Origin of the sequence: Flavobacterium sp. H122, assembly GCF_004959765.1 — a bacterium.
Lineage (GTDB): Bacteria > Bacteroidota > Bacteroidia > Flavobacteriales > Flavobacteriaceae > Flavobacterium.
In genome coordinates, this window is the sequence record NZ_SJZD01000003.1 from 136,284 (window position 1) to 160,412 (window position 24,129).

The window sequence follows — 24,129 nt, forward strand, 5'->3', positions numbered from 1 at the left end:
AGTGTACTTTTTTAGTAGTTTATTGATTCAGTTTGATCATTTTCTTAATTCCTTCATCTCTATTTCCAAGCCTCCATTCTACAGAATAAGCCATTCTTTCAGCTTCAGTTGTACTTATACCCATATGTAAATTCTGGTAAACATGAGTGAGTTCGTGAAAAATTGTTGAAGCTAACCAATAATTGGAAATAAAAGCTCCGTTATATAGATATATTGTTTTTATTCCAGGTGTTTCCCCTCTTTTTTGACTACTACTCCTTCCCAAAAACTCAAAATTTGGTGAGCCAACAGATTTGTAAAAGTCATTTAATCCTTTTACACTATAAACTATTTTCATTGCATGTAATTGGGCTTGTTCTTTAGTGTTATGTGGAGCTTCAATATCAGGATCCAATCCAGAATTTTTAAAACGGTCTATTAATTTAAAATTAAAATCCAGTAAATCTTTTTTCTGTATTTGATATTCACGAAAATCGAAGGGATCATTTGTACCGCTACTTGCCATATCAAAACTTGATTCGTTTTCCCAATTAACAGAAGTATTTACATAACTATGATTCTCCACAGGATTATTATTCATATACTCCATCTGTGCGGCAGTAGGTTGGTCGTAATTCATAATATAACCATTTACGGCATCTGTAGCAGTTGTTGATACATAATTAAATACTGTTGGTCCAGCAGCTGAAGAAACTGCACCAGCCCATTGTCCCGCATTCCATTCCAAAGGATTAGCATTGCCTGTAGCTTGCGCACCATGTATATAAGTAGAAACTAAAAACCCTACAACCCATCCCCAAATCTCTCCTGATGGGTCAGTATATTTGGTTGGGTTGTTCATTACATACGCATAACGGTTGTAGTTTTGCGTATTGGCTGGATCCTGAATATTATTATCAGGCTGTAAGAATCTATGAAATTTATGGTCATAGATACGCCCGTTCATGTTTATAATATCTACTCCTAACAGATGCTCATGTCCTGTATAGCCCCTGTCAATGAACATGGTTCCGGTTGTTGACGGAATGGTGGTTACGGCTCCGTTTTGATAGTTAATCATTTCACCCCAAACGTCAAACAAGCGTTTTTCTACCATGGTTCCTAAATCATCGGTAATACCTACAATGGTTCCTTGGTAATCGCGGTGAAGGTAATACATTTTTTGCGTAGTACCATCACTTTTTAACAGGGCAGGTGCTGAGTAAGCATCTCCTCCCAAATAGGTTATGAATTCCAGAGATGCAGGGGATGTAGTTTTTAATTTAATCTCCATTGTACCATCGGCAGCATAGTATTTACGGTAAGGTCTCGATTGTTTATCTGCATCAAGGCTGCCGTAATACATTACGGATCTGTTGTTATAAGTATTGTATTCGAAATCAATATATTCTTTCGATTCTACTTTAATGCTTATAGGACTTTTAAAAACGGTATACGTTACATTTTGTATTTTAGGATCAAAGTAACTTAGCACTGGTGAAGTAGATGTTTGGTCAACTGGTGTTACTGATGAAACCTGATGCGGTTTTCCAGAAAATGTGTAGGCATAATCTCCTATATTGTTACTCGCAATGGTTCCATTATTGTTATAATTTTGTGTTTGTACACCTTGTGCATTTTTATAGGTTGTAAGTCTGTCAGCCAGATCATACGACAATGTCTCATTCCATGCCCCAAACATATTATTTGACCTTGTCAATAAATTGCCTCGTATAGGATCAAATGTATTGGTTAAAGTCATAATATTTGTGGTTGACTTATCATGTTTGTTTTGTGTAGGGAAACCGTATATGTCATACGTATTGTTTATAGCTACCCCGTTACCCAAACTTGCTGTTAAAATCTGACCTTGTGGATTTACCGTTTTGGTTTCCCATATTGGCAAGCCTGTCGAGTTATCTAAATTTTTCCATTTGTAACCATTTTTATAGACATTTGTTATCGTTCTTGAAGAGGACTTGTTATTACTTATATTTTGTGATGTATAGGTTTCTGTTGATGGACGGCCAAAAGCATCGTATGTAATAGTTTTGCTGAATTTCGCTTTGCCATTCAATTCTTCTGTAGTAGAAAGAATATTATAATATGCATCATACGTAAAGTTATTTGTCGTGAATGAATTATTAGTATAATCATCTAGGCGGATGCTTTCAACCAATTTATTTGCGTTGTAAGTATATGTGCTTTTTGAGAATAAATTTCCACCGGCATCATTTATCGTTTTACTGATTAATTTGCCTACGCTATTCAATTCATAAATGGTTTCACCTTGCCCTGCAACTTCCTCTTTGATTAATTCTCCAAAAGCGTTATAATCGTATTTTCTGTTTCCTGCTGAAGGATCAATTAATTCTTTTTTGCGACCCCAGCCATCTTGTACTATTGTTATGGTTGCCCCATTGCAGACAGTGGATTTTAAATTACCATTAGCAAAATAACTGTAATTAATAGTACCTCCAGGCGCTTCGGTTAATGAAACTGTTTGGTCTAATGAATTTCTGGTTGTTGTTTTCGGTTTAACACCGTCGTTTTCACTTACAGTTGTTCCTGAATAAGAATAAGTAGTTACTTTACCCGGTGAGCTTCCGGATTTTAAACTTATAGTTTGGATGACTCTCCCGTAAATATCATATTGGGTTTCGTTCCAAACATTTTGATTTCCGTTATTGGGTTGGGTAACAGTAGTCAACCTGTTATTGAAATCATATCCCTTATCTACAAATGTACTGTTACCGTTAAGGTCTTTATTTTCTGTTTGAATTTCGCGGCCTACAGCATCATAGGTTACTTTTAAATAGCCCCCTTCCTCATTGGTTATTTTTTTAGTAAAACCACCTTCATAAGTATTTGCATAAGTATAATTCTCTTTTTTACCATAAATATTACTTTTAGAAATCAGTTTTCCCCAAGTATCATAAGTATAGGTGTTTTTTAGACTGGAAGACGTCACAGAAGGAAAAGACTCTGTCAACAATAGTCCTTTGTTAAGATCATAGGTGTAATTTGTTATTAATCCTTCTATGTCGGTTTTCTTTGTTATAAAACGTCCTGATAAATCGTACTCAAATGAACTTACCCTAGATGTCATATTGGTTGCTGATAACGTTTTTCTGGTAATATTTCCAAAAGCATCATATTGGTTGTCTTCAGTTAAATAATCTGTACCGTCCCCTTTTTTCTTTATTTGGGTTAATAAATTTGTATTATACGTATAGACTTCCTCACTGCTTGTGGTATCGCCACTAGGATAAACTGTTGCCGTATAGTTTTTTTGAGTCAAACGATCCACCATATAAGGTGTAGTGATTGAATCGTAGTTTAGTGTTTGTGTAGCTGTTTTTTCAGTAACGCCCCCATTTTTATAGGTAGTAGTTATTTGAGTTGGACTGTTATTGGTATTATAGGTTAAGGTTTTTTCTACACTCGTACCTTCCAAACCATTAGTCTGGATTATTTTTGTAGGTTTTAGTTTGAAAACTTTATTAACTAATAATGGATTTTCAAAAACAGTATCTTCGTTATTGTAAATGGTTTGTGTTCTATTGATGAAAGATGTTCCAGAGTTTAATGTCAGGGTTGGAGAGGCTAATCCTAAAACAGAAAAACTATCTGTTTGTGCACCACGTTTGTTTATATCGAATTTTGTGATATTTGAAATAATTTGAGAAGTATCATTATACCAATTTGTTCTTAAAATTGAACGGAAGCCAAGGAAACCTTGGCCTTCAAAATTTGTAGTAGCTCCATAATATTTAAAGTCTTGCACTTTGTAATTTGTGTTGTCAGCTTGTATAATTTTTGTAACTATTTTAAACTTTTTTGAAACTAAGATGTCATAATTTGGATAGTTTTCTAGTTGACTAGCGTTAGAGTAATGGCTGTTATAGTCTATGTTATTGTAAGTTATGTATTCTTCATTGTTGTTATTCTTTATTTTTTTAAGTAGTTTGTTATCATTTATACTTGAGATGTCAAAAAACAATAATTTGTTAGCATTGTAATCTGCTATTGATAATATATTTTTTGTAAAACTCTTATTGGTTTTTATGAAAAATGGTTGATAGACATAAATTGGCGAAGCATTTGTTTCAAAACTCCCTGTTGAAAAATTTAAAGTATTGGATTTCCATACAGTCGAATTAATTCCTAGAACACCATTTTTCACAAAAGATTTTACAACTAGATCAATTTTATATGTATCTCTTTTAAAGGCTTTGGTAATTTGATAGCAATCAACTTCTTTTTGAGGGTCACATAGAGTTCCGTCTTGTTTAACGTATAATGTTGAATAAACAGTTTCTGAACTTGAATAAATTCTGTTTTTAGTAATGCTTAAAAAATCACTTTTTTTGTCATTATTAATGTCATAAATAAAAATAGTATTGTTTTCGTCCTCAGTAGGGATATCTGAAGGTATTGTTTCGACTTTAAAACTGCTTCCTGTTGAATATAAAATAACTCTAGCAGTAGATGTAAACAAAATATCAGTTTTTCCATCACCATTGAAATCACCTTCATGAATAGATTTTTTTGCATTATCTGAATATAAGTCAAACTTATATTTAAAATTAATGATTTCGTTTAATCCAGTATTAGTATCATTCAAATTATAAACAGCCACGTATGAATTAACATCGTTTTCAATATAAAGTATTATATCTGTTTTCCCATCTCCATTAATGTCGCCTGTATGAACTACTAGGTTTTTCTTATAGGAATAATTGTCATAATATTTTACTTCACCTAGATACTGAGTATAATCTACAGTTGCGCGTTTGTCTAAATTGACAAAATAAAATTTAATTTTATCTGTTAGTTGTCTTTCACCAGTAAAAGCAACTACGTCTAATAAACCATCCCCATTGAAATCACCTTTTAAAAAATTTGTTTTTTGTCCATCAAAATTTTCAAGTTTCTTTGTTTCGTTAAGTTGTATGACGTCCGTTGAACTTTTTGAATAAATTTTAAATAAAATATCAACGCCAACTCTTTCGATGTCACACCATCCTTGCTTATTTGCAATTTTATTTCCTGAGGTGTTATAGTCCAAGCCGTCAAAAGTAAAAGTATCTAATATAGCATCTCCATTAACAATATGTGGAGTAGAAGTTCTTGTGCCTTGAATGTACCCAGCAGAAGTTTCATCAAAATTTAAAAATAAATCAGAATTTCTAATAATTGTTTGGTTCGTTATAGTGTCTGAATTGCTCTTTATTATCATATCTAACTCCCCATTTCCATCAAAATCTCCTAATACCGGTTGAAATTTTCGTGCAGTCACCATTGCTTCACCTCCTGATACTATGTCTTTTTTGTTCAAAAATTGCATTGTTATTTGATTGTCACTTCCATATACAAACTCAACAGGAGTTAATAATTTAATACCATCACCAGATTTTTCCTGTATTTTGGTTAGTCTTTCATAACCTGTTATTATATCATGAGTTAAGGTGTAGTTCTTATAGCCTACATTATTTCCTAGTATCTTTATTTCACTTAATATTTTGCCATCAATTATTTCGTATCCTCCTTGAAAATATTGTTCAGCATTGTTTCTTGTTTTGTAGATGAACTGCACTTCATTGATACTGGCACTTGAATCTAAAATACCATATTTAATGGATGAGATGTATAAAAAATTATTTGAATTAGTGTAGTTGTAATTTATTTTTAATCCTTGAGGATTTACCCAAGTATTTATTTTATAGTTCGTGTTATATCCTCCATTTTCTGCATCGTAGATAGCATAAGATCCATCTGGGTATAGTACTTTAAAATAAAACCTTGTGGGGTTGCCACTAATTGGGAAAGTCATGATCTTTACGTTAGAGTGATTTTCAGTAACGTATGTTGCACCTGCTTCACCGTAAGTGCCTGTCTCTAAAATTAATCGTTGTCCATCCAGCGCAAAACGGTCATTACTGTCCAAGTCTACCGGGTCATTAAACCCATCATGAAACTTGGTGGCAGGAATTCTTGTTATGGATGATAACCCGGAAACATTCCAGCCATAACCGGCTAATCCTACTCCTCCCTGACTATTATAAGAAAGTGAGAGTTTGGGTTCTATGCCATTAATACCTGGTGGTACTTGAATAGGAACGGTGTAATTAGCTGCCCCCGTTAAAGATACGGACAGTTCACCTCTGGTTTTGCCGACTTCTGTTGGTAAAGGAGGGTCTACCGGGTCTACCGGGTCTAATGGGTCATAGGGATCGTTAGGGTCGATTGGTTCCTCTCTTAAAGTTTGTTGTCCAGTATTTACTTTGTTTTGCTTGTCAGACTGTGAAAAAGTAGTTATTGAAAAAAGGAAAGTTGTAAAAAGAATAATTTTTTTCATCTCAGCGCTTTATTTTTTTGCTTTTAAAATTTTTAATGTTTTTCTTTCCCCATTATTGTACATTAACAATAAGCTATAATATCCGTCAGGAAAATTTCTAAAAGAAACTATGGTGTTTTCATTTCTTTTCAGATTTGGATTTTGTAAAAGCAATTGACCGTTTAATGCATATAGTTCAATACTAGATATGTATTTTTCATTTGTATTTGACCAGTTCACATAGAGTTCCTCTAATACTGGATTTGGGTAATATTTTATGTCGGAATATTCAATATCTTCAATTAAGTCTTTTGGAGTTAGTGTTTCCGGCGTTTTATAAATAGTATCGTTTGAGATTCTTGCCGGGGCATTAATAATAATTTCCCTGCGGATTTGATTGCCGGCAGAATCATACATAAATTTTATTCGTTTAGGTGTTTGTCCTATGGAATTAAGGCCAATGAGGAAGAATAGAAAAAATAGTTTTTTCATTTATTTAAATTTTTTAAGGTGCAAAAGTAGATTAAAAAGCATCCATAAATCAATCCCCATTTTTAGTGATTTTTACCATTTTTAATCGTAAATAGTTAAGGATTTGATTCTGAGTTTTATGTAAAAATAAATCACCGACATAATCGATTAAGTGAATGTTTTTATCGATGAAATTCATTTTTGATTTTGTGCAAAGAGGTTGGTTTACTTCTAGAGATTTTAAAAAGCAGTTTGTAGCAAAATGTATATTTAAAATATTTTGCTGCTACTTATGTAGCAAAAAATAAAATTTTATTAAAATTGCAACAAGTTGAGTAGCAAATAATTTTTTTGAAATAAATTGCTACAAAAAGATATGGCGAGTTCAAGCGATTTTAGAAATGCATTAGGTATAAGCCAAGAAGAAGCGGCAATGTTACTTGGAGTGAGTAGGAGCCAGTTTTCGTTATTTGAGTTGGGGAAACGGAGTTTGCCTACAAAAGCAATGGTGGCTTATGTAGAAATGTGGTCCTATGTACAAGAAAAAGCAAAGTTGGATGTTGATAAGAATACACATACGGCTCTGGATAAAGAAAAGATCAAAATTGCTTTAGAAGCGCAACTAGCCGAAATGCAATACAAACAGAAGTTTCTTCAAAAAAAGATTGTAGCTACAGAAGTAAAATACAAGAAAGCACAAGCAGCATTACACTTGGTTGACTATTTAAGGAATAAGTCAAATCCCAATCAAGAAGATTTCATCCGTCTACTTGAAATGAATGCCCGTAAAAAAATGGAAAAACACGGAGTAGTAGCGCAGACAAAATTGCAAATAGAACTTAAAAGCGTTGTGTCCTATCATAAGCAACTACTAGATTTTTAGAAAAATATGTAACTAAAAAGAGATTATTAATATTTTAATAATCTCTTTTTAAGCTAAGTATTAAAACTTTAAACTAACCCCCGCTAAGAAGCTGGCGCCTGCCTGCGGATAATAATAATTGGTTCCATAATAATCATATCCGTTGGAAACATATTTTCTGTTGAATATGTTGCTGCAAACCACACTGAAACTAACTTCTTTCAATGCTTTGTTTACCGGTATATCCCAACTGAAGTTAAAATCATTAATAAAATAATCCGGTAAATAAGCCTTTTTATCATTTAGATTGTTCAGGTATTGCTTGCCTACAAACTTTGAAAGTAAACTGATATACACGTTTTTAATTGGCATATAGGTAAAGATATTTCCTGCAATGAATTGAGGAGAATAAGCAATTTTTGTATTTCCTAAAGCAACCGGAGTTCCGGAAGCGTCATTGTAAAAATCTTTATTCATGTTCTCGCTGATACTTATATTAGGAGCCAGTATAAAATGTTTTGAAAGCATAATTCTTGCATCGGCTTCAAATCCCAAGCGGTAACTTTTTCCGCTGTTCTTGCGGATAGGAGCTCCTACATCATCCAGTTCTCCGGTAAGTACCAACTGGTCTTTGTACAGCATATAATAACCGTTGATATTCAGTTTTATTTTCTCCGAGTTTAAACGCCAGCCCAGTTCGAAATCATCCAGCTTTTCCGGACGCGGATTTCCGTTTTCATAATCCGTTCTGTTTGGCTCACGGTGTGCTTTTGCATAAGAGAAATAGATGTTGGTATTATCGTTGAATGTATATGTTAAACCTGCTTTTGGATTTAAAAAATTGAAAGTATCATTCACTTTATCAGCTTGAACGCCATTGGCTTCATAACTTACATTTCTAAGCTGTAAATCTCCGTATAGGCTTAGTTTGTTAAAAATTGTATATGTCGCTTTTAAGAAAGCATTGGCGTCAGTTTTGATTCCGTAATCGTTATAATATTTATCGCCTAATTCACCAGTCGACGCATTTCTCGCCCAGATTACTTTTCCAAAATGACTTCCTTCATATTTGTTTAACGCTCCTCCAAGAATCACTTCGGTTTTCTCATCTTTATAATTCAATGAAAAAGTCGTTCCGTAAAAATCATTGTCAAGCCATTTTTGACGGATTAAATCGGTTGTGGTTTGTCCCGCAGGCGGGGTCATTCCATAATCTTCAAAGGATGCATCTTCTTTGTAGTTTTCATAATACCCTTTTCCTTTGGTATAATGCAAAGCCAGATTCATGTTTAAAACATCAGAGAATTTTTCATTCCAGTGCAATTGTGCATGATCCTGTTGGTAATTGTCGGTTTCATTGTCATAAAAACGTTCTTTGCCGTTTTCATCAATAAAATATCCCGACCAGTTAAAAGTAGGGTCAGTGTTTACGGTAGCGCCATCAATACCATTCCAGGCTTGATACGTTTTTTCTTTTCCGCCAAAAACCAATGCTTTAATTCTGGTGGTTTTACCAATGTAGGAACCTTGTAAAAAGTAAGAGCTTAATCTGGAAGAAGCTCTGTCAACGTATCCATCCGATTTAATTTTAGATAAACGGCCTGCTAATTCAAAACCGTTGTTCAATAATCCTGAACTGAATTTTACAGTGTGTTTGAAGGTATTGAAACTTCCTATAGAATTGGAAATTTCTCCCGAAGCTTTATCTGCAGTTTTATCTGTTAATAAATTTAAACTGGCACCAAAAGCACCTGCGCCATTGGTTGAGGTGCCAACACCTCTTTGTAATTGTATGCTCTCCGTTGAAGAAGCAAAATCGGGCATGTTTACCCAATAAGTACCATGACTTTCAGAATCATTGTAGGGAATTCCGTTGATGGTTACGTTTACACGGGTAGCATCGCTGCCACGCACGCGTATTCCTGTATATCCGACTCCGTTGCCTGCATCGGTAGTCGTGACTACAGAAGGAAGATAATTCATTAAGACCGGTATGTCCTGGCCTAAATTTCTTTTTTCGAAATCTTTTTTAGTGAAATTGGTAAAAGTAACCGGAGTTTTATCGTTGGCTCTGGTAGCTTGAACAGTAACTTCAGAAAGTTGGTTTGTTTTTGTAGTGTCTTTTACTTTTTCTTGAGCATAAGAAAAAAGAAAAAAGAAAATAGATAATAGACTTAAAAATGTCTTTTGAGTTTGTGCTTTGGGAGCACATTTTTTTGTTTTGAATAAAGTTCTCATCCGTAAACATTTACGAATAAAAGGGGTAATTATTCTGTTTGTTAATAATTGATTTTCTCGTAACGCAATAGTTACTGCATTACAAAATCCCTTGGCAGCATTACCCGCCCAGGTTCATTGGGTATAATCTCAGCCCGTTGTTTAGAGCACCCCTTTGAGACGGCACAAAGGTAGTTAAAAGTTAATTCTTAAGCAATAGGCTGTAAGCTATAAGCTAATAATGATCTGGTTTTAAGTTTTTAGCATAATGCTTATTGCCTATTGCTTAAAGCTGTATTAAAATTTTTTCAATTCAAAAGTAGTCCCGTCAAAAACGCCATAGGTGAAGTAACCTATCCAATCGCCTAAATTGATGTATTTGGAATTTTCATTCAATTGAATTTCCATCGGCAAATGACGGTGTCCAAACACAAAATAGTCGTAGTGCCTCGATTCCAGTTTTAATTTGGCATATTGTACCAGCCATTCATTTTCTTCCCCCAGGAATTTTACATCTTCGTCGCCGGAAATCAGTTTGTTTTTTACCGAAAGATATTGTGCCAGTTTAACCCCGATATCAGGGTGTAACCAACGGAATAACCATTTTGAAAACGGATTGGTAAACACTTTTTTCATGCGTTTGTAGCCTTTGTCTCCGGGGCCTAAACCATCACCATGACCTATTAGGAAAGTTTTATTGTTGAAAGTAAATTCTTTTGTGGTATGATAAACCGGAATATTCAGTTCTGTTTGAAAATAATCATCCATCCATAAATCGTGATTGCCGACAAAAAAATAAACAGGGATGCCACTGTCACGGATTTCGGCTAATTTACCCAAAACACGTACAAATCCTTTTGGTACAACTGTTTTATATTCAAACCAAAAGTCGAATAAGTCACCTAACAAAAAAATAGCCTCAGCATCTTGTTTTACTTCATCAAGCCACGCTACAAATTTTTGTTCACGGGGAAAACTGGCTTCGGGTGTGGGTGCTCCTAAATGCTGGTCACTGGCGAAGTATATTTTTAGTGGAGAGGAAGACATCATAATCTCTATTTGAGTTCAAAGATAATAACAATTTTGTTTTTTACTGTTTGTCTGAAATAATTCTATATTTGTAAAAAAAGTCTTATGATGAAAAAGTTATTTTTCTGTTTTGTTTTGTTTTTGAGTGGTTGTGCTTTTTCTCAGATGCTTACCGCTAAGGCTTTAACGAATCCAATCATTCCTTATGATGAAAGTTCTACGCCTGTAATTTGTCCGGATAACGGTGAAAGACTTCCTTATATTTTCTTATGTGGCTCAACAGATACGCAACTGTTGCAAACGAATATATCAGATGCTGTAAGTGTTCAGTGGTTTTTATATAACGAAGGTTCATGCGGGGCTTATCCGCTTAACAGCTGTCCAATAACAACCGATTCTTGTTGGACTAATTTAGTTGGAACGGGTTCAAATTATACAGTAGCACAAGCCGGTAAATACAGAGTGGTATTCACTTTCGCTGGAGGATCTTATTCAACTTTTTATTTTAACGTTTACCAAAGTTTACTTAATCCTCAAGTTATTGCTAAAAACATTATTTGTGGTAATCCTGGTGCAATTACTGTGGATAATGTTCCTAATAGTGGTTACCAATTCCAATTGTTAAATGGGCCAACAGTTGTTTTTCCATGGCAATCAAGTAATATATTTGATTCTATAAATACTGCCGGTAACTATACAGTTCAAGCGCGTCCAACAGCATTTAGTGGTGGTTGTGTATTTAGTGTGTCTAATATAGAGATACAAATTCAAGATATAACTGTGACAGCTCAGGTAACTCAACCATTGTGTTATGGTGAATTTGGTGAAGTTAGCTTAGGTGTTACCGGAGTTTCTGGTCAATATTATTTTATTTTGCATCAAGGTGCTACAATAGCATCTCCTATAGTTGGATCGGCAGGACCTACAGATTTGACTAATTATGTATTCAGTAATTTAAATCCTGGTGAAACGTATACATGGGAAACGAGAACCGATGACGGATGTATTCGTTCAGGTACTTTTGCTGTGAATAATCCAACACAGCTGATTGTTAATTCTTTAATAACTCTTCCTGTTAATACTAATAATAGTGGTGTAATAACTGTAAATGCATCAGGCGGAATGCCGCCATATCAATATTCCATGGACAATATTCTTTTTAGCAGTCAAAATGTTTTTACAGGATTACCGCCGGGAAGTTACAATATTTATACTAGAGACAGTAATGGCTGTTTAAATACTACTAATCAAGTTTTAAATCCTATTACCCCTGTAATTGATAATCCAACACAAACGTTTCCACAAGGAGCAACATTGGCTGATATTCAGGTTACAGGGCAAAATATAAAATGGTATGCAACACAATCCGGATATAAAAGAGCTTCTTCAGAGTTGCCTTTATCTACTGTTTTGGTAGATGGGACAACCTATTATGTATCACAAACTGTTAATGGTGTCGAGAGTGAAAAAACTGGGATTACAGTTAATGTTGGTGCGTTATCTAATGATGGTTTTACATTTCAAAATCTAAAAGTATATCCTGTTCCAGTAAAAGAGATTTTGACTGTAAATAATACTGCAGTAATAAAAAAAGCGGTAATATTTAATTATCTAGGTTCCGAAGTGCTGTCACAATCTGTTGATAAAACTAATTTTGAGATTAATTTAAGCACATTGGATAAAGGCGTTTATTTTGTGAAATTAGAATCACAAGACACGCAAAAAACTATCAAGTTTATAAAAGAGTAAACAAAAAGTCCCAGTATAGATTGGGACTTTTTTTATGCATGATGTTTCTTTAAAGATGCATAGGCAATAACAGTGCTTAATAACATACCGGTACCACCCAGGATAAACGGAGCCCCGGCAAATTTGAATGGTGCTTCATTGTGCGTGAAATAATAAAAAACAGTTGACATTACAGGAGGTCCAATAATGGCAGACACACTTATTAAACTGGTCAGCGTGCCTTGTATCTCGCCTTGTTCATTTGCCGGTACCTGTGAAGCTATGACTGCCTGTAATGCCGGACCTGCAATACCACCTAAACAATACGGGATTAAAAAGGCAAACATCATCCAGCTTTGGGTGGCAAAACCAAATAAAAACATACCAAAAGTATATAAGGCCATACCGACATAAATGCTTTTAACGTTACCTAGTCTTGGATTTATCCAGCGGATTAAGCCGCCTTGTACCAAGGCTACCAATATACCCACAACTCCCAATGAGATCCCTACCATGGTCTCGTCCCATTTAAATTGGTACATGGTAAAGTAGCTCCAGTTGCTTTGTACGGCATGTGATGCTGTATGCAGTAAGAAAACAGCTGAAACCAATCCTATTAAACGCGGGTATTTTTTTAAACTGATGAATGAACCTATGGGATTGGCGCGTTTGATGTTAAATTCTCTGCGGTTTTTTTTGATTAATGATTCGGGGAGAATAAAATAACCATATAAAAAGTTTAATAAGCATAATACTGCTGCTGCGTAAAAAGGTATTCTTGCGCCATATTGACCTAGCAATCCTCCCAGTACAGGTCCGATAATAAATCCAAGACCGAATGCGGCACCAATCATTCCGAAATTTTTGGTCCTGTTTTCATCGGTGCTGATGTCTGCAATATAAGCCGAAGCTGTTGTGATACTCGCTCCGGTAATTCCGGCAATAATGCGGCCAATGAAAAGCCAGGTAATTGTAGGTGCAAATGCCAGTAATAAATAATCCAAGCTGAATCCAAAAAGAGAAAGTAACAAAACAGGTCTTCTGCCGTATTTGTCACTCAAATTTCCAACCAATGGCGAAAAAAGAAATTGAGTTATAGCATAGGCGAATGTCAGCCACCCGCCATATTTTGCTGCCTCGCTGACATCTCCGTGAATAAGTTCCTGAATTAATTTGGGAACAACAGGAATAATGATTCCTAAACCGATAACATCAATTAACAGAGTGATGAATATAAAACCGATGGCAGCTTGTTTCTGACTTTTTTTCATAAACACAAATAAACAAAAAATCCTGTCCTGTTTTTTAATGCAGAACAAGATTTTACTTTGTTTTATACTATTTTAAAGCTGTCTCTTTGGTCCGTCAAGCATATAAATCCAAATCATACGTGACAACCTGAAGTTAAAAGTGCTCCATAGAACCGCCATTGCTGCGATTAACCCTACAATAGTCAGGAAGCTATCTATGAATTGATAGGCAATCAGAAATAGGACTACCATTTCGGCTACTAAAAGTGCGTAGCTCACAAACATAGATCCGAAGAAATAGCCCGGTTCTTTTTCAAACTTGTGGTTACAGTGCGAACAATTCGTATGCATCTTGGGTAATTCGAAAAGAAAGATGTTTCCCTTTTTGGCAAATACCTGTCCCTGATGACATTTTGGACATTTTTCGTTTACGATATTTAAGAAAGTTGACATGACTTATTTTTTATGTAAAGTTAAAGTGATTATGGATTGTGACTATTGTCAATTCACGCTATTATTTGTACTTTTAGGACATAACCAAAGAAGTGGAATCATGAAAAAATTCGCCGTACTGAATATCGGGCAATTTGGAACCGGCAACAGGATTGAAGGGTTTCATGTCAATACAATTGAAAATCATCTTATTACAGCACACCGTAATATTCATAAACCACACAAACACAATTTTTATCTGACTGTACTTTTTACCCACGGAAACGGAGTGCATGAAATAGATTTTGTGAAATATGAGGTGAAACCAGGGAGTCTTTTCTTTTTAAATCCGGGGCAGATGCACCACTGGGAGCTTTCGGATGATACTCGCGGATTTATTGTCTTTCATTCCCAATCTTTTTATGATTTGCATTTTGTTAAGGAAAAAATTAACCATTACCCTTTTTTTCATAGTATCCAAAATTTACCCGTATTGTATTTGGAGAAAGAGAGTATAGGGTATTTTAGTAGATTGTTCCAAGAGATTTTAAGCGAAAATACTTCTGTTCAGATATTTAAAATTCCTAAAATCATTGCCCTTGCCGAATTGATTTATATTGAGGCTACCCGTTTGTACATGGGCGATGAGGAATTAGAGATGGTGAAGCTAAATACTTATTCGGAGAAGTTTCAGCAGTTTGAACGCTTGGTGGAAGCAAATTATAAAACTGAGAAAGCTGCGTCACAGTATGCCGATTGGCTGCATATTTCACCGAAGCATCTGAACCGTATCACACAAAACATGGTCAACAAAACCACCACAGATATTATTTTGGAAAGAGTTTTCCTTGAGGCAAAACGCGAATTGATTAGTCAGAAATTCACTTTCAGTGAAATTGCTTCCGATTTAGGCTATGCGGATTATGCTTATTTTTCAAGACTGTTTAAGAAAAAGTGCGGTGAAACGCCTTCGGAGTTTTTATATCGTTACCGTTAGAAATAGCAAATCCCAAACGTCACTTCGGGAGCCTCAGTGACCGGTTTGGGATTTATGATTTTTATGTTAGGCGAAACCATTTTGAAATGGTAGCTGAGCTTGTCGAACTGGTAGCTGAGCTTGTCGAACTGGTAGCTGAGCTTGTCGAAGCTATAATTCCAATGCTTTTCTTGGATTACCACCCATTAAAAGTTCTGTTGGATTTTCCAAAGCTTCTTTTACTGCTACTAAGAATCCAACTGACTCACGTCCGTCGATAATTCTGTGGTCGTAAGATAATGCTACAAACATTACCGGAGCAATAACGATTTGTCCGTTTTTAACGATTGCTCTGTCTACCACATTGTGCATTCCTAAGATACCAGATTGTGGAGGATTGATGATAGGAGTTGATAACATTGATCCGAATACACCACCATTAGAGATTGTGAATGTACCACCTGTCATTTCATCCACAGTGATTTGTCCGTCACGCGCACGTAAAGCCAAACGTTTGATTTCAGCTTCCACACCACGGAATGACAATAATTCAGCGTTACGCATTACCGGAACCATTAATCCTTTTGGTCCTGAAACCGCTACAGAGATATCACAGAAATCGTAAGAAACTTTCTCCTGACCGTCAATCATAGAGTTTACATCCGGATACAATTGTAAAGCACGTGTAACAGCTTTAGTGAAGAATGACATAAAGCCTAATCCCATTTGGTGTTTTGCTTTGAATTCTTCTTTATATTGATCACGTAACGCATAGATAGCGCTCATGTCTACTTCGTTGAAAGTAGTTAACATTGCCGTTTCGTTTTTAGCAGCCACTAAACGCTCTGCTACTTTACGACGCAACATTGATAATTTTGTTTTTTCAGAACCTCTTGAACCACCAGTTGGAGTTCCCATAGAAGGTACTGCGTTTGCAGCATCTTCAGTAGTGATTCTTCCTGCTTTTCCTGTTCCAGCAACTGTAGCAGGATCTATATTTTTCTCAGCTAATATTTTTTTAGCAGCCGGTGAAGCTGAACCTGTAGCGTAAGTTGCTTCCGGAGCCGGAGCTGCTTTAGGAGCTTCAGTCTTTGTGGTTGCCGGGCTTGCCGAAGCATCTGCTTTAGGAGCTTCTGCAGCAGGGGCATCGCCTGTCGAAGCAGGTTTTGCAGCATCGGTGTCGATTAAACATACTACAGCACCAACAGCCACTGTGTCACCTTCTTCTGCTTTAAGCGTAATGATCCCGCTCATTTCAGCCGGTAATTCCAATGTTGCTTTATCTGAATCAACTTCTGCAATTGCCTGGTCTTTTTCTACATAATCTCCATCTTTTACTAACCAAGTTGCAATTTCTACTTCCTTGATCGATTCTCCCGGTGAAGGGACTTTCATTTCTAAAATCATCGGTTATAATTTTATAAAGTGTTGTTATATATCAGTTTATCAAAAATACAATTTTTATTGAAATAAGGTTTTGTCAAAAACCATAGCAATAGCTGCTGCATGACGTTTTTTAGAACGTACGTAACTACCGGCTGCAGGAGCACTGTATGCTTTAGGTGATGCTACTCTGAATTTAACTTCGTTAAAATACATAAGCATATAACCGTAAGCTCCCATGTTTCTTGGTTCTTCCTGTGCCCAAACGTAATCGTCTGCATTTGGATATTTGGCAATGATAGCTTTCATCTGCTCAACCGGTAACGGGAATAATTGCTCCAATCTTACAAAAGCCACATCTTTTCTTCCGTTTGCTTCTCTTTCTGCTTTTAAGTCGTAGTAGAATTTACCTGTACAGAAAACCAATGTTTTAACATCTGAAGGATTTACGTTTGCATCGTCAATTACTTCCTGGAACTGACCCTCAGTGAATTCGCTTAATGCAGAAACCGCTTCAGGATGACGCAATAAACTTTTAGGAGTCATAACTACTAATGGTTTACGGAATTTGGTAACCATTTGTCTTCTTAATAAATGGAAGAAGTTAGCTGGTGTTGTACAATCGGCAACATACATGTTGTGATTGGCACATAACTGTAGGTAACGTTCCATACGTGCCGAAGAGTGCTCAGCTCCCTGGTTTTCGTATCCGTGAGGCAATAGCATTACTAAACCGTTCTGATTGTTCCATTTGTCTTCCGCAGCCGAAATGTATTGGTCAATCATAATTTGCGCACCATTAGAGAAATCACCAAACTGTGCTTCCCAGATGGTTAAAGCATTCGGATTGGCCAAAGCGTAACCGTATTCGAATCCTAAAACACCATATTCTGAAAGGTGTGAGTTGTATACTGAGAAATTTCCTTTTTTGTTTGGAACATGATTCAATAAGATTACTTCTTCTTCAGAATCTTCAACCTTAACTACAGCGTGACGGTGTGAGAAAGTACCACGTTCAACGTCCTGACCTGAGATACGAACATCGTAACCTTCTGTCAATAATGAACCGTAAGCCAGCATTTCACCCATTGCCCAGTCTAACTTATCCGTTTCAACCATAGTTTTACGGTCACCGATTAGCTTAGTTATTTTGCTGATGAATTTTTTGTCAGAAGGTAATTCAGTTACTGTTTTTGCTACAGCATCAATAATCTCTTTGCTTACTTTTGTTTCGTATTTTTGAAGCATGCCTTCAGCTTCTACTTGTTCGAAACCTTTCCACTCGTCCTGCATAAACGGAGAAATTACCGTTAAGTCTTTTTTACGGGAGTTTTCCAGATTTTCTTCCAATGAAGCTTTGTATTCGTCTTCTAAACCTTTAACATAATTTCCGTCAATAGCTCCTTCTGCTTTTAATTGTTCAGCATATAGGTCTCTTGGGTTTTTATGTTTGGAAATGGTTTTGTATAATTTAGGTTGTGTAAAACGAGGTTCGTCACCTTCGTTATGACCGTATTTTCTATATCCTAATAAATCGATAAACACGTCCTGTTTGAATTCCATGCGGTATTCCAAAGCAAATAACATGGCGTGTACTACAGCTTCAGCGTCATCAGCATTTACGTGAAGTACAGGTGATAAAGTTACTTTAGCAATATCAGTACAGTATGTAGAAGAGCGTGCATCTAAATAGTTAGTGGTAAAACCAACCTGATTGTTAAACACAACGTGGATAGTACCATTAGTTTTATAGCCGTCCAGTTTTGCCATTTGGATAATTTCGTAAACAATACCTTGACCTGCTACCGCAGCATCACCATGAACGGCGATAGGTAAAACTTTAGAGAAATCTTCCGGGTAATATTTATCTTGTTTAGCTCTTGCAATACCTTCGATAACTGCACCAACAGTTTCAAGATGTGAAGGATTAGGAGCTAAGTTGATGTTGATTTTTTTTCCGTTTTGTGTTTGTCTGTCGGCTGTAAGACCTAAGTGGTATTTTACGTCACCGTCAAACAAAGCATCATCGTCATAATCTTTTCCGTCAAATTCAGAGAAAATATCCTGTGTTGGTTTTCCAAAAACGTTAGCCAATACATTCAAACGGCCACGGTGTGCCATACCCATCACGAATTGTTCTACGCCTTTATCAGCAGCAGCTTCAATTAAGAAGTCCAATGCAGGAATTGCTGATTCGATACCTTCTAACGAGAAACGTTTCTGACCTACATATTTAGTATGAAGGAAGTTTTCGAAAGAAACCGCCTCGTTTAATTTTTTAAGGATGCGTTTCTTTTGGTCTGAATTGAAATTAGGTAAATTATCGTTGATGTCTAATCGGCGCTGAATCCAGTCGATTACTTTAGGATCGCGAATATACATGTACTCAACTCCAATATGTTGACAGTAAACATTATCTAAATGTTTGATAATGTCACGTAATGAAGAAGGGTTTAAGTTTACCACTTTAGCGGCATCAAAAACAATATCTAAATCGGCATTTGAAAGACCGAAGTTTTCAATTTTTAAATCTGGTGAATATGATCTTCTTTCACGAACTGGGTTTGTTTTGGTAAACAAGTGCCCACGGGTTCTGTAAGCATCAATTAGCTTAAGAACATTGAATTCTTTTTGAAGTTTGTCAGTAACAACCGAACAATCCTGTCCATTTGCTGATAAAGCCAAGCCTTCAACAGGGCTGGCTCCAAATTCATTGGCGAAGTCAAAACCCTGGAAAAATGATCTCCAACTTGGTTCGACACTGTCTGGATTTACTAAATATTGGTCGTATAAATCGGCAAAGAAAGCCGTGTGTGCTGCGTTTAAAAAGGAAAACCTATCCATAATATTATGTGAGGAAGATTTATGGTTAAAAAATTATTGCAAAAGTATAAACTTTTACCCGAAAGTAACCTATAAAATAGTACATTTATGTGATTAATTTTTAATTCTTTAAAATCAATATGAAAAAAAATAGTTACTTAATAAAATCACTGTTTTTTTTAGGATTTTTTTTAGTTTCTTCAATTTCTCAGGCTCAAAATGACAGTATTCCAAAATCTAAGGGGGAGTTTTGGGAAAAAGTGCGTTTTGGCGGAGGATTAGGTTTGAATTTAGGGAGCGGTTTCACTTCTGTTTCTGTTTCGCCCGCGATGTATTATAATTTTAATTCCAGTACGGCACTGGGAATTGGGGTTACAGGGAGTTATATTGAGGACAGCGGGGAATACAATTCATGGATTTATGGCGGAAGTGCCATAGGTTTGTATAATCCAATTGAATACATCCAGCTTTCTGCGGAAATCGAGCAGTTAAGGGTAAATGTTAAAGTTGACAGTAATTTAGGTTACGGTTCAGATAATTTTTGGAATACAGCTTTGTTTTTGGGTGCCGGATACAGAGCTAATAATTTTACTGTAGGACTTAGATATAATGTATTGTATAATGAGAATGACAGGATTTATGCTGATGCCTGGATTCCTTTTGTGAGAGTGATGTTTTAAATTTACCTAAGTACCAGATTTGTTTTGAGTATTAAGCTTTCGCCGTCAAAAACATTGACTGAGTAATTTCCTGACTCCAAATCTTGTACAGGTATTTCTTTTTCAATACGGGTCGTTTTTTTGTTGTATTTTGTTGTGATGATGGCTGAATAATCCAATACTTTTTCACCCAAAGATGTAGTTTCGTTGTTTCCTATGATATTGTTTTTGGAATCTGTAATTTGAATATAAAACTTTTTTATCTGTGTGCCGGCTAATTCATTTTCGCCTATTATGAAACTGATTTTTAATATATCAATTCTGCTGGCTTTTTCGGTAGCAGTCAGTTCACCTGATCTTCTTTTTTTGAATGTTTTTGTTTCAAAACTGTAATATGTCAACTTAGAAGCTTTGGATATCTTTTCAGAGGCTTCTTGTAATTTCTCTGATAAATTTTTATTTCTGCTGTTTAAAGTGTCATTAGATGCTTTAGATTGAGTCAGTTCTGAATTAGTGTCTTCTATTTTCTTTTTATAATCATCAATTTCACTCATCAAGCCGTTGATTCTTGCTTCCAGATTTTGAGAATTTGCTTTGAAGTTTTTTATCTGTTCCTTGCTTAGATTTCCTTTTTTAAGCTGTACAAGCAATTCGTCAACCTTTTTCTTTTCTTTAAGTAATTCGGAATTTAGATGACCTTTATCGTTAACTGCACTGTCAAGAGATAATTTTAATTTTTCGAGATTATAAGTAAGAGTTGCTTTTTCACTTCTAAGATCGAGAATCACATCTTTTGTATGGGAAGACATTTTGTAGATGTAAAAAAAACTTCCCAGTAGTAAAAAGGAAAGAAGTGTAATGACTATCTTAAAACTATTGCTGTATACTTTAGGCTGTTTTTCCATTTTTACTGACCTGCAATCACTTCTTTTTCAGAATGTAAATTTATTTCTAAAATTAAATAAAATAAAATTCCAAATATGCCTATTGCACCCATAATAATCCAATTAAAAAGGAAACTGTAATTTTCAATTATCGTAAAGCTTAGCTTAGGGCTTAAAACCTGCGCTACACTGAAACTCATTGAGTAAAAAGCCATGTATCTTCCTTCAAAACCAATTTTTGCCCTTGATAAAGCAAAGGTATTCGCAAAAGAGAAAATGAAAATTTGCCCTAATGTAATCAAAATAATGCTTATAATTAATATTAAAATCCAATTTGCCAATGTTAAAAAGAAAAAACCGGAAGCCATAAAAACCGCACCTGCCTGAAAAATCTTGGTGTTTCTGTATTTCTGGTTTTCCAGAAAACCTATAATAGGCATCTCAAAAAAGAAAATAATCAATCCGTTGAGTGATAACAGTAAACCTACTTCAAATTCATCAAGATTAAATTTTGAGGAATTATACAAAGGGAGCGTGGTGAATAATTGGAAAAACAATAAAGCGGTTACAAAACTTCCAAATAAGAAAATTAAAAAATTTGTATCCTTAAAAACCGAATGATTTACTTCGGCAACTTCTTCTTTCAGTTTTTCAATTTTGTTTTTGAAGATGTCAATTTTTGTTTCGTCTATTAAAAATATGAACATAATTACGGCAAGTATACATGTTATTCCGTCCAGCCAGAATAAGTTGTCGTAATTTTTGCCGGAAACCATCATTCCTCCCATTACCGGGCCCGAAACAATACCTAAATTTGATGCTAACCGCACAAGGGTAAGTGCTCTTGTTCTGTTGGACCAATTACTGAAACATCCTATGGCAACATACATGGCAGGTTTGTACATATCTGCAATGGCAGTAATTATAAAAAGTCCAATCCATATCTCTGTAAAATCATACAGGAACATTAAGGATATGAATCCAAAACCGACTAAAAACAAACTGGATAGTATGACAGTGTAAAAACCTATTTTATCCGTAAGTCTTCCGCCAATCCAGTTTCCTGCCAGCGATCCAAGACCTATAGCGCTTAAAAGCCAGCCGACTTCCTGCAGACTGAACGAATAGCTTTCGTGAAGATATTTTGTCAGAAAAGGCATAACCATAGCGCCTGCACGATTAATGTAGGTGATAAGAGTTATAATCCAAATTTCTCTGGAAAATCCTCTGAAATTATTTAGATAGGCCTTAATGTAAGTTTTCATTTGGATTAGACTTGGGGAATAATCTAAGACAAATCTATAAAAAGAAATGAGACTTTTAATCTTTTACAATTTTAAATGTTAAAAAAATTAACAAAATATACATGAAAACCGTAAAACAATTCAATTTAAAGAGTTTAATTTTAATAAGACTTTTCCTTTAAAACTAAAACCACTAAACTATAAAACTATGAAACAGAACTTTTTACTGGCTGGAATGCTCTTGTGCAATTCAGTTTTTTCTCAGTATGAGAAGGGAGTGGACGGAGAAAAAAACTGGCTCGTTAACTGGACCAACTTCAAATGTAAATCTACAGAGTATAGCAGTCCTACTGAAATCCTCAATGGGGTAATTACCGGGACAAAATATTTGAAAAGAGGCAAAGTTTATTTGCTGATGGGAGATGTTTATGTAGCAAACAATACTATTCTATATATTGAACCCGGTACAATGATACGCGGAGACTTTGAAACTACAGGAACTTTAATCATTACAAAAGGCAGTAAGATAATTGCCCTTGGCGAAGAAACTGATCCTATTGTTTTTACATCAAGCAAAGGTGAGGAGGAAAGAAGACCAGGTGACTGGGGAGGAATAGTAATTATGGGAGACGCGCCGGGGAATAAGTTTACAGGTATTTTTGATACAAGTTTCGAATCGAAATACAACTTGTACGGAGGTACAAATCATGACAGTGACTCGGGTATTTTAAAGTATGTCAGAATCGAATTTGCCGGAAAAAAAGGAAAGCACAATAAAAGTCTCAGTGCGTTGTCTTTGGCAGGAGTTGGCAGAAAAACAATTTTAAATAATATTCAGGTAAGTTTTTCCAGAGATGATTCCTACAAGTTCTATGGAGGAAATTTATCAGCCGAAAATTTAATTTCGTTTAAACCGGCAGATGATGATTTCAATTTTACAGAAGGAGTACAGGCAAACCTGCAGAATTGTATAGCGGTTAGAAGTCCGTTTACTACAAATTCTGAAAACCCGAGGGTGTTTGAAGTGACGACCTATGAAGATATGGCAAGTTCTGATTTGACAAAAGCATCAACAAGTGTGAGGCTTTCGAAAATTACTGCAATAAGGGAAAATGAAAAGGAAACAGGATTTACTGATGCTATTTCCTATATAGATAATATAAGTAAAGTTGAAACAGTAAACAGTGTTTTTTCGGGATTTGAATCAGGATATATTTTTTCCAGAAAGATAAATTTTAAAAATTATGCTGTATCAAATATCAAATTCAACAACATTTATTTTAACAGCTGCAATAATATTCTTGTGTCAGAAGACAAAGAGCTTACCAAGTCAGTTAATGTGAATTATTTTACTGCTGAAAGCCGTTTCGAAACAGCGAAAAAAACTGTTCATGAAATTTTCTTTTCAGTTGATTTTAAAAAGATCCCGGATTTGCGGCTAAAATCTCAGGGACAGTCATTTGTGAGCAATGTAAGGTTAAATTAATTTATTTCTAAACCATACTTTTTGCCACTCGCGCTTAAGGATTAAGAAAGTAACCTGCTCGGCGAGCTCAATAAGGTCCGAACCGTCGAGCTTTTTTACTTCATTTTCAGAAACATCAATAATATAAAGCAAGTTCAGATATTCGGCAAATTTATGCTGGATCAGCCTGTAAATTTTCTCGTGCAGCTGTATTTTTAAATCAATGGGCAATGTAGTAACAGGGATGTCTATGCTCTCATTGGCAAATGTAAAATCCTTATTGAGTTGTTCAATAAGTTTTATGTACAAAGCTTCTTTCTGAGCTTCAGAAAGTAACAAATCGGTATTTTTAGGAGCTATATACATTTTCAATTTCAATAATCAATT

16 protein-coding genes and 1 riboswitch are annotated in these 24,129 nt (G+C 35.3%); of the genes, 5 read left to right on the plus strand and 11 right to left on the minus strand.

Features of this window, described 5'->3' with window-relative positions; genetic code table 11:
* Window positions 1–19: 19 nt before the first annotated feature.
* Together EZM65_RS06035 and EZM65_RS06040 are read right to left on the minus strand one after the other, a co-directional pair.
* Window positions 20–6,340 carry an RHS repeat-associated core domain-containing protein gene (locus EZM65_RS06035; RefSeq protein ID WP_136667658.1) on the minus strand — a complete coding sequence of 2,107 codons (6,321 nt, stop codon included), beginning with the start codon at window positions 6,338–6,340 and terminating at the stop codon, window positions 20–22.
* Between the two features lie 9 nt (window positions 6,341–6,349).
* Window positions 6,350–6,811: a T9SS type A sorting domain-containing protein gene (locus tag EZM65_RS06040; RefSeq protein WP_136667659.1), complete on the minus strand. Its 462-nt coding sequence runs from the start codon at window positions 6,809–6,811 to the stop codon at window positions 6,350–6,352.
* A 355-nt stretch (window positions 6,812–7,166) separates the two neighbouring features.
* Between EZM65_RS06040 and EZM65_RS06045 the strand changes: the two genes are divergently transcribed.
* Window positions 7,167–7,673 carry a helix-turn-helix transcriptional regulator gene (locus EZM65_RS06045; protein ID WP_136667660.1) on the plus strand — a complete coding sequence of 169 codons (507 nt, stop codon included), beginning with the start codon at window positions 7,167–7,169 and terminating at the stop codon, window positions 7,671–7,673.
* Window positions 7,674–7,733: 60 nt separating this feature from the next.
* Here the strand turns inward: EZM65_RS06045 and EZM65_RS06050 are convergent, their stop codons facing one another.
* Complete coding sequence (locus tag EZM65_RS06050; protein WP_136667661.1) at window positions 7,734–9,890, minus strand: TonB-dependent receptor; 2,157 nt, start codon at window positions 9,888–9,890, stop codon at window positions 7,734–7,736.
* A gap of 70 nt (window positions 9,891–9,960) precedes the next feature.
* A riboswitch (TPP riboswitch) is annotated at window positions 9,961–10,054 on the minus strand.
* Between the two features lie 112 nt (window positions 10,055–10,166).
* The gene (locus EZM65_RS06055) at window positions 10,167–10,919 is read right to left on the minus strand and encodes a UDP-2,3-diacylglucosamine diphosphatase (RefSeq protein ID WP_136667662.1); all 753 of its coding nucleotides are present in this window, start codon (window positions 10,917–10,919) and stop codon (window positions 10,167–10,169) included.
* An 87-nt stretch (window positions 10,920–11,006) separates the two neighbouring features.
* Here EZM65_RS06055 and EZM65_RS06060 point away from each other — a divergent pair, with 87 nt between their 5' ends.
* Window positions 11,007–12,647, plus strand: a complete 1,641-nt coding sequence (locus tag EZM65_RS06060; protein WP_169051648.1) for a T9SS type A sorting domain-containing protein — start codon at window positions 11,007–11,009, stop codon at window positions 12,645–12,647.
* A 32-nt stretch (window positions 12,648–12,679) separates the two neighbouring features.
* Here the strand turns inward: EZM65_RS06060 and EZM65_RS06065 are convergent, their stop codons facing one another.
* Together EZM65_RS06065 and EZM65_RS06070 are read right to left on the minus strand one after the other, a co-directional pair.
* Window positions 12,680–13,897 carry a TCR/Tet family MFS transporter gene (locus EZM65_RS06065; RefSeq protein WP_136667664.1) on the minus strand — a complete coding sequence of 406 codons (1,218 nt, stop codon included), beginning with the start codon at window positions 13,895–13,897 and terminating at the stop codon, window positions 12,680–12,682.
* Window positions 13,898–13,969: 72 nt separating this feature from the next.
* Complete coding sequence (locus tag EZM65_RS06070; protein ID WP_136667665.1) at window positions 13,970–14,329, minus strand: DUF983 domain-containing protein; 360 nt, start codon at window positions 14,327–14,329, stop codon at window positions 13,970–13,972.
* 100 nt (window positions 14,330–14,429) lie between these two features.
* Between EZM65_RS06070 and EZM65_RS06075 the strand changes: the two genes are divergently transcribed.
* Window positions 14,430–15,305 carry an AraC family transcriptional regulator gene (locus tag EZM65_RS06075; RefSeq protein WP_169051649.1) on the plus strand — a complete coding sequence of 292 codons (876 nt, stop codon included), beginning with the start codon at window positions 14,430–14,432 and terminating at the stop codon, window positions 15,303–15,305.
* Window positions 15,306–15,455: 150 nt separating this feature from the next.
* On the opposite strand, the gene odhB is transcribed toward EZM65_RS06075, so the two are convergent.
* Both odhB and EZM65_RS06085 read right to left on the minus strand, forming a co-directional pair.
* Window positions 15,456–16,691, minus strand: coding sequence for a 2-oxoglutarate dehydrogenase complex dihydrolipoyllysine-residue succinyltransferase (odhB, locus tag EZM65_RS06080; protein ID WP_136667667.1), 1,236 nt, complete (start codon window positions 16,689–16,691; stop codon window positions 15,456–15,458).
* Window positions 16,692–16,745: 54 nt separating this feature from the next.
* Window positions 16,746–19,511, minus strand: a complete 2,766-nt coding sequence (locus EZM65_RS06085) for a 2-oxoglutarate dehydrogenase E1 component (protein WP_136667668.1) — start codon at window positions 19,509–19,511, stop codon at window positions 16,746–16,748.
* A gap of 119 nt (window positions 19,512–19,630) precedes the next feature.
* Here EZM65_RS06085 and EZM65_RS06090 point away from each other — a divergent pair, with 119 nt between their 5' ends.
* The gene (locus tag EZM65_RS06090) at window positions 19,631–20,170 is read left to right on the plus strand and encodes a hypothetical protein (protein WP_169051650.1); all 540 of its coding nucleotides are present in this window, start codon (window positions 19,631–19,633) and stop codon (window positions 20,168–20,170) included.
* A gap of 2 nt (window positions 20,171–20,172) precedes the next feature.
* Here EZM65_RS06090 and EZM65_RS06095 read toward each other — a convergent pair whose 3' ends face one another.
* The gene (locus EZM65_RS06095; protein ID WP_136667669.1) at window positions 20,173–21,054 is read right to left on the minus strand and encodes a hypothetical protein; all 882 of its coding nucleotides are present in this window, start codon (window positions 21,052–21,054) and stop codon (window positions 20,173–20,175) included.
* Between the two features lie 2 nt (window positions 21,055–21,056).
* Window positions 21,057–22,298 (minus strand): MFS transporter, encoded by a 1,242-nt coding sequence (locus EZM65_RS06100; protein ID WP_136667670.1) that lies wholly within the window; start codon window positions 22,296–22,298, stop codon window positions 21,057–21,059.
* Window positions 22,299–22,485: 187 nt separating this feature from the next.
* On the opposite strand from EZM65_RS06100, the gene EZM65_RS06105 reads away from it, so the two are divergent.
* Window positions 22,486–23,763 (plus strand): hypothetical protein, encoded by a 1,278-nt coding sequence (locus EZM65_RS06105; RefSeq protein WP_136667671.1) that lies wholly within the window; start codon window positions 22,486–22,488, stop codon window positions 23,761–23,763.
* Here the strand turns inward: EZM65_RS06105 and EZM65_RS06110 are convergent.
* The gene (locus EZM65_RS06110) at window positions 23,755–24,108 is read right to left on the minus strand and encodes a hypothetical protein (RefSeq protein ID WP_136667672.1); all 354 of its coding nucleotides are present in this window, start codon (window positions 24,106–24,108) and stop codon (window positions 23,755–23,757) included. The genes EZM65_RS06105 and EZM65_RS06110 overlap by 9 nt on opposite strands.
* Window positions 24,109–24,129: the final 21 nt, after the last annotated feature.

Bases quoted from the DNA above. Each gene is read 5' to 3' on its own strand.
- EZM65_RS06035 (WP_136667658.1), bottom strand. From the start codon at position 6,340: ATGAAAAAAATTATTCTTTTTACAACTTTCCTTTTTTCAATAACTACT.
- EZM65_RS06040 (WP_136667659.1), bottom strand. From the start codon at position 6,811: ATGAAAAAACTATTTTTTCTATTCTTCCTCATTGGCCTTAATTCCATA.
- EZM65_RS06045 (WP_136667660.1), top strand. From the start codon at position 7,167: ATGGCGAGTTCAAGCGATTTTAGAAATGCATTAGGTATAAGCCAAGAA.
- EZM65_RS06050 (WP_136667661.1), bottom strand. From the start codon at position 9,890: ATGAGAACTTTATTCAAAACAAAAAAATGTGCTCCCAAAGCACAAACT.
- EZM65_RS06055 (WP_136667662.1), bottom strand. From the start codon at position 10,919: ATGATGTCTTCCTCTCCACTAAAAATATACTTCGCCAGTGACCAGCAT.
- EZM65_RS06060 (WP_169051648.1), top strand. From the start codon at position 11,007: ATGAAAAAGTTATTTTTCTGTTTTGTTTTGTTTTTGAGTGGTTGTGCT.
- EZM65_RS06065 (WP_136667664.1), bottom strand. From the start codon at position 13,897: ATGAAAAAAAGTCAGAAACAAGCTGCCATCGGTTTTATATTCATCACT.
- EZM65_RS06070 (WP_136667665.1), bottom strand. From the start codon at position 14,329: ATGTCAACTTTCTTAAATATCGTAAACGAAAAATGTCCAAAATGTCAT.
- EZM65_RS06075 (WP_169051649.1), top strand. From the start codon at position 14,430: ATGAAAAAATTCGCCGTACTGAATATCGGGCAATTTGGAACCGGCAAC.
- odhB (WP_136667667.1), bottom strand. From the start codon at position 16,691: ATGATTTTAGAAATGAAAGTCCCTTCACCGGGAGAATCGATCAAGGAA.
- EZM65_RS06085 (WP_136667668.1), bottom strand. From the start codon at position 19,511: ATGGATAGGTTTTCCTTTTTAAACGCAGCACACACGGCTTTCTTTGCC.
- EZM65_RS06090 (WP_169051650.1), top strand. From the start codon at position 19,631: ATGAAAAAAAATAGTTACTTAATAAAATCACTGTTTTTTTTAGGATTT.
- EZM65_RS06095 (WP_136667669.1), bottom strand. From the start codon at position 21,054: ATGGAAAAACAGCCTAAAGTATACAGCAATAGTTTTAAGATAGTCATT.
- EZM65_RS06100 (WP_136667670.1), bottom strand. From the start codon at position 22,298: ATGAAAACTTACATTAAGGCCTATCTAAATAATTTCAGAGGATTTTCC.
- EZM65_RS06105 (WP_136667671.1), top strand. From the start codon at position 22,486: ATGAAACAGAACTTTTTACTGGCTGGAATGCTCTTGTGCAATTCAGTT.
- EZM65_RS06110 (WP_136667672.1), bottom strand. From the start codon at position 24,108: ATGTATATAGCTCCTAAAAATACCGATTTGTTACTTTCTGAAGCTCAG.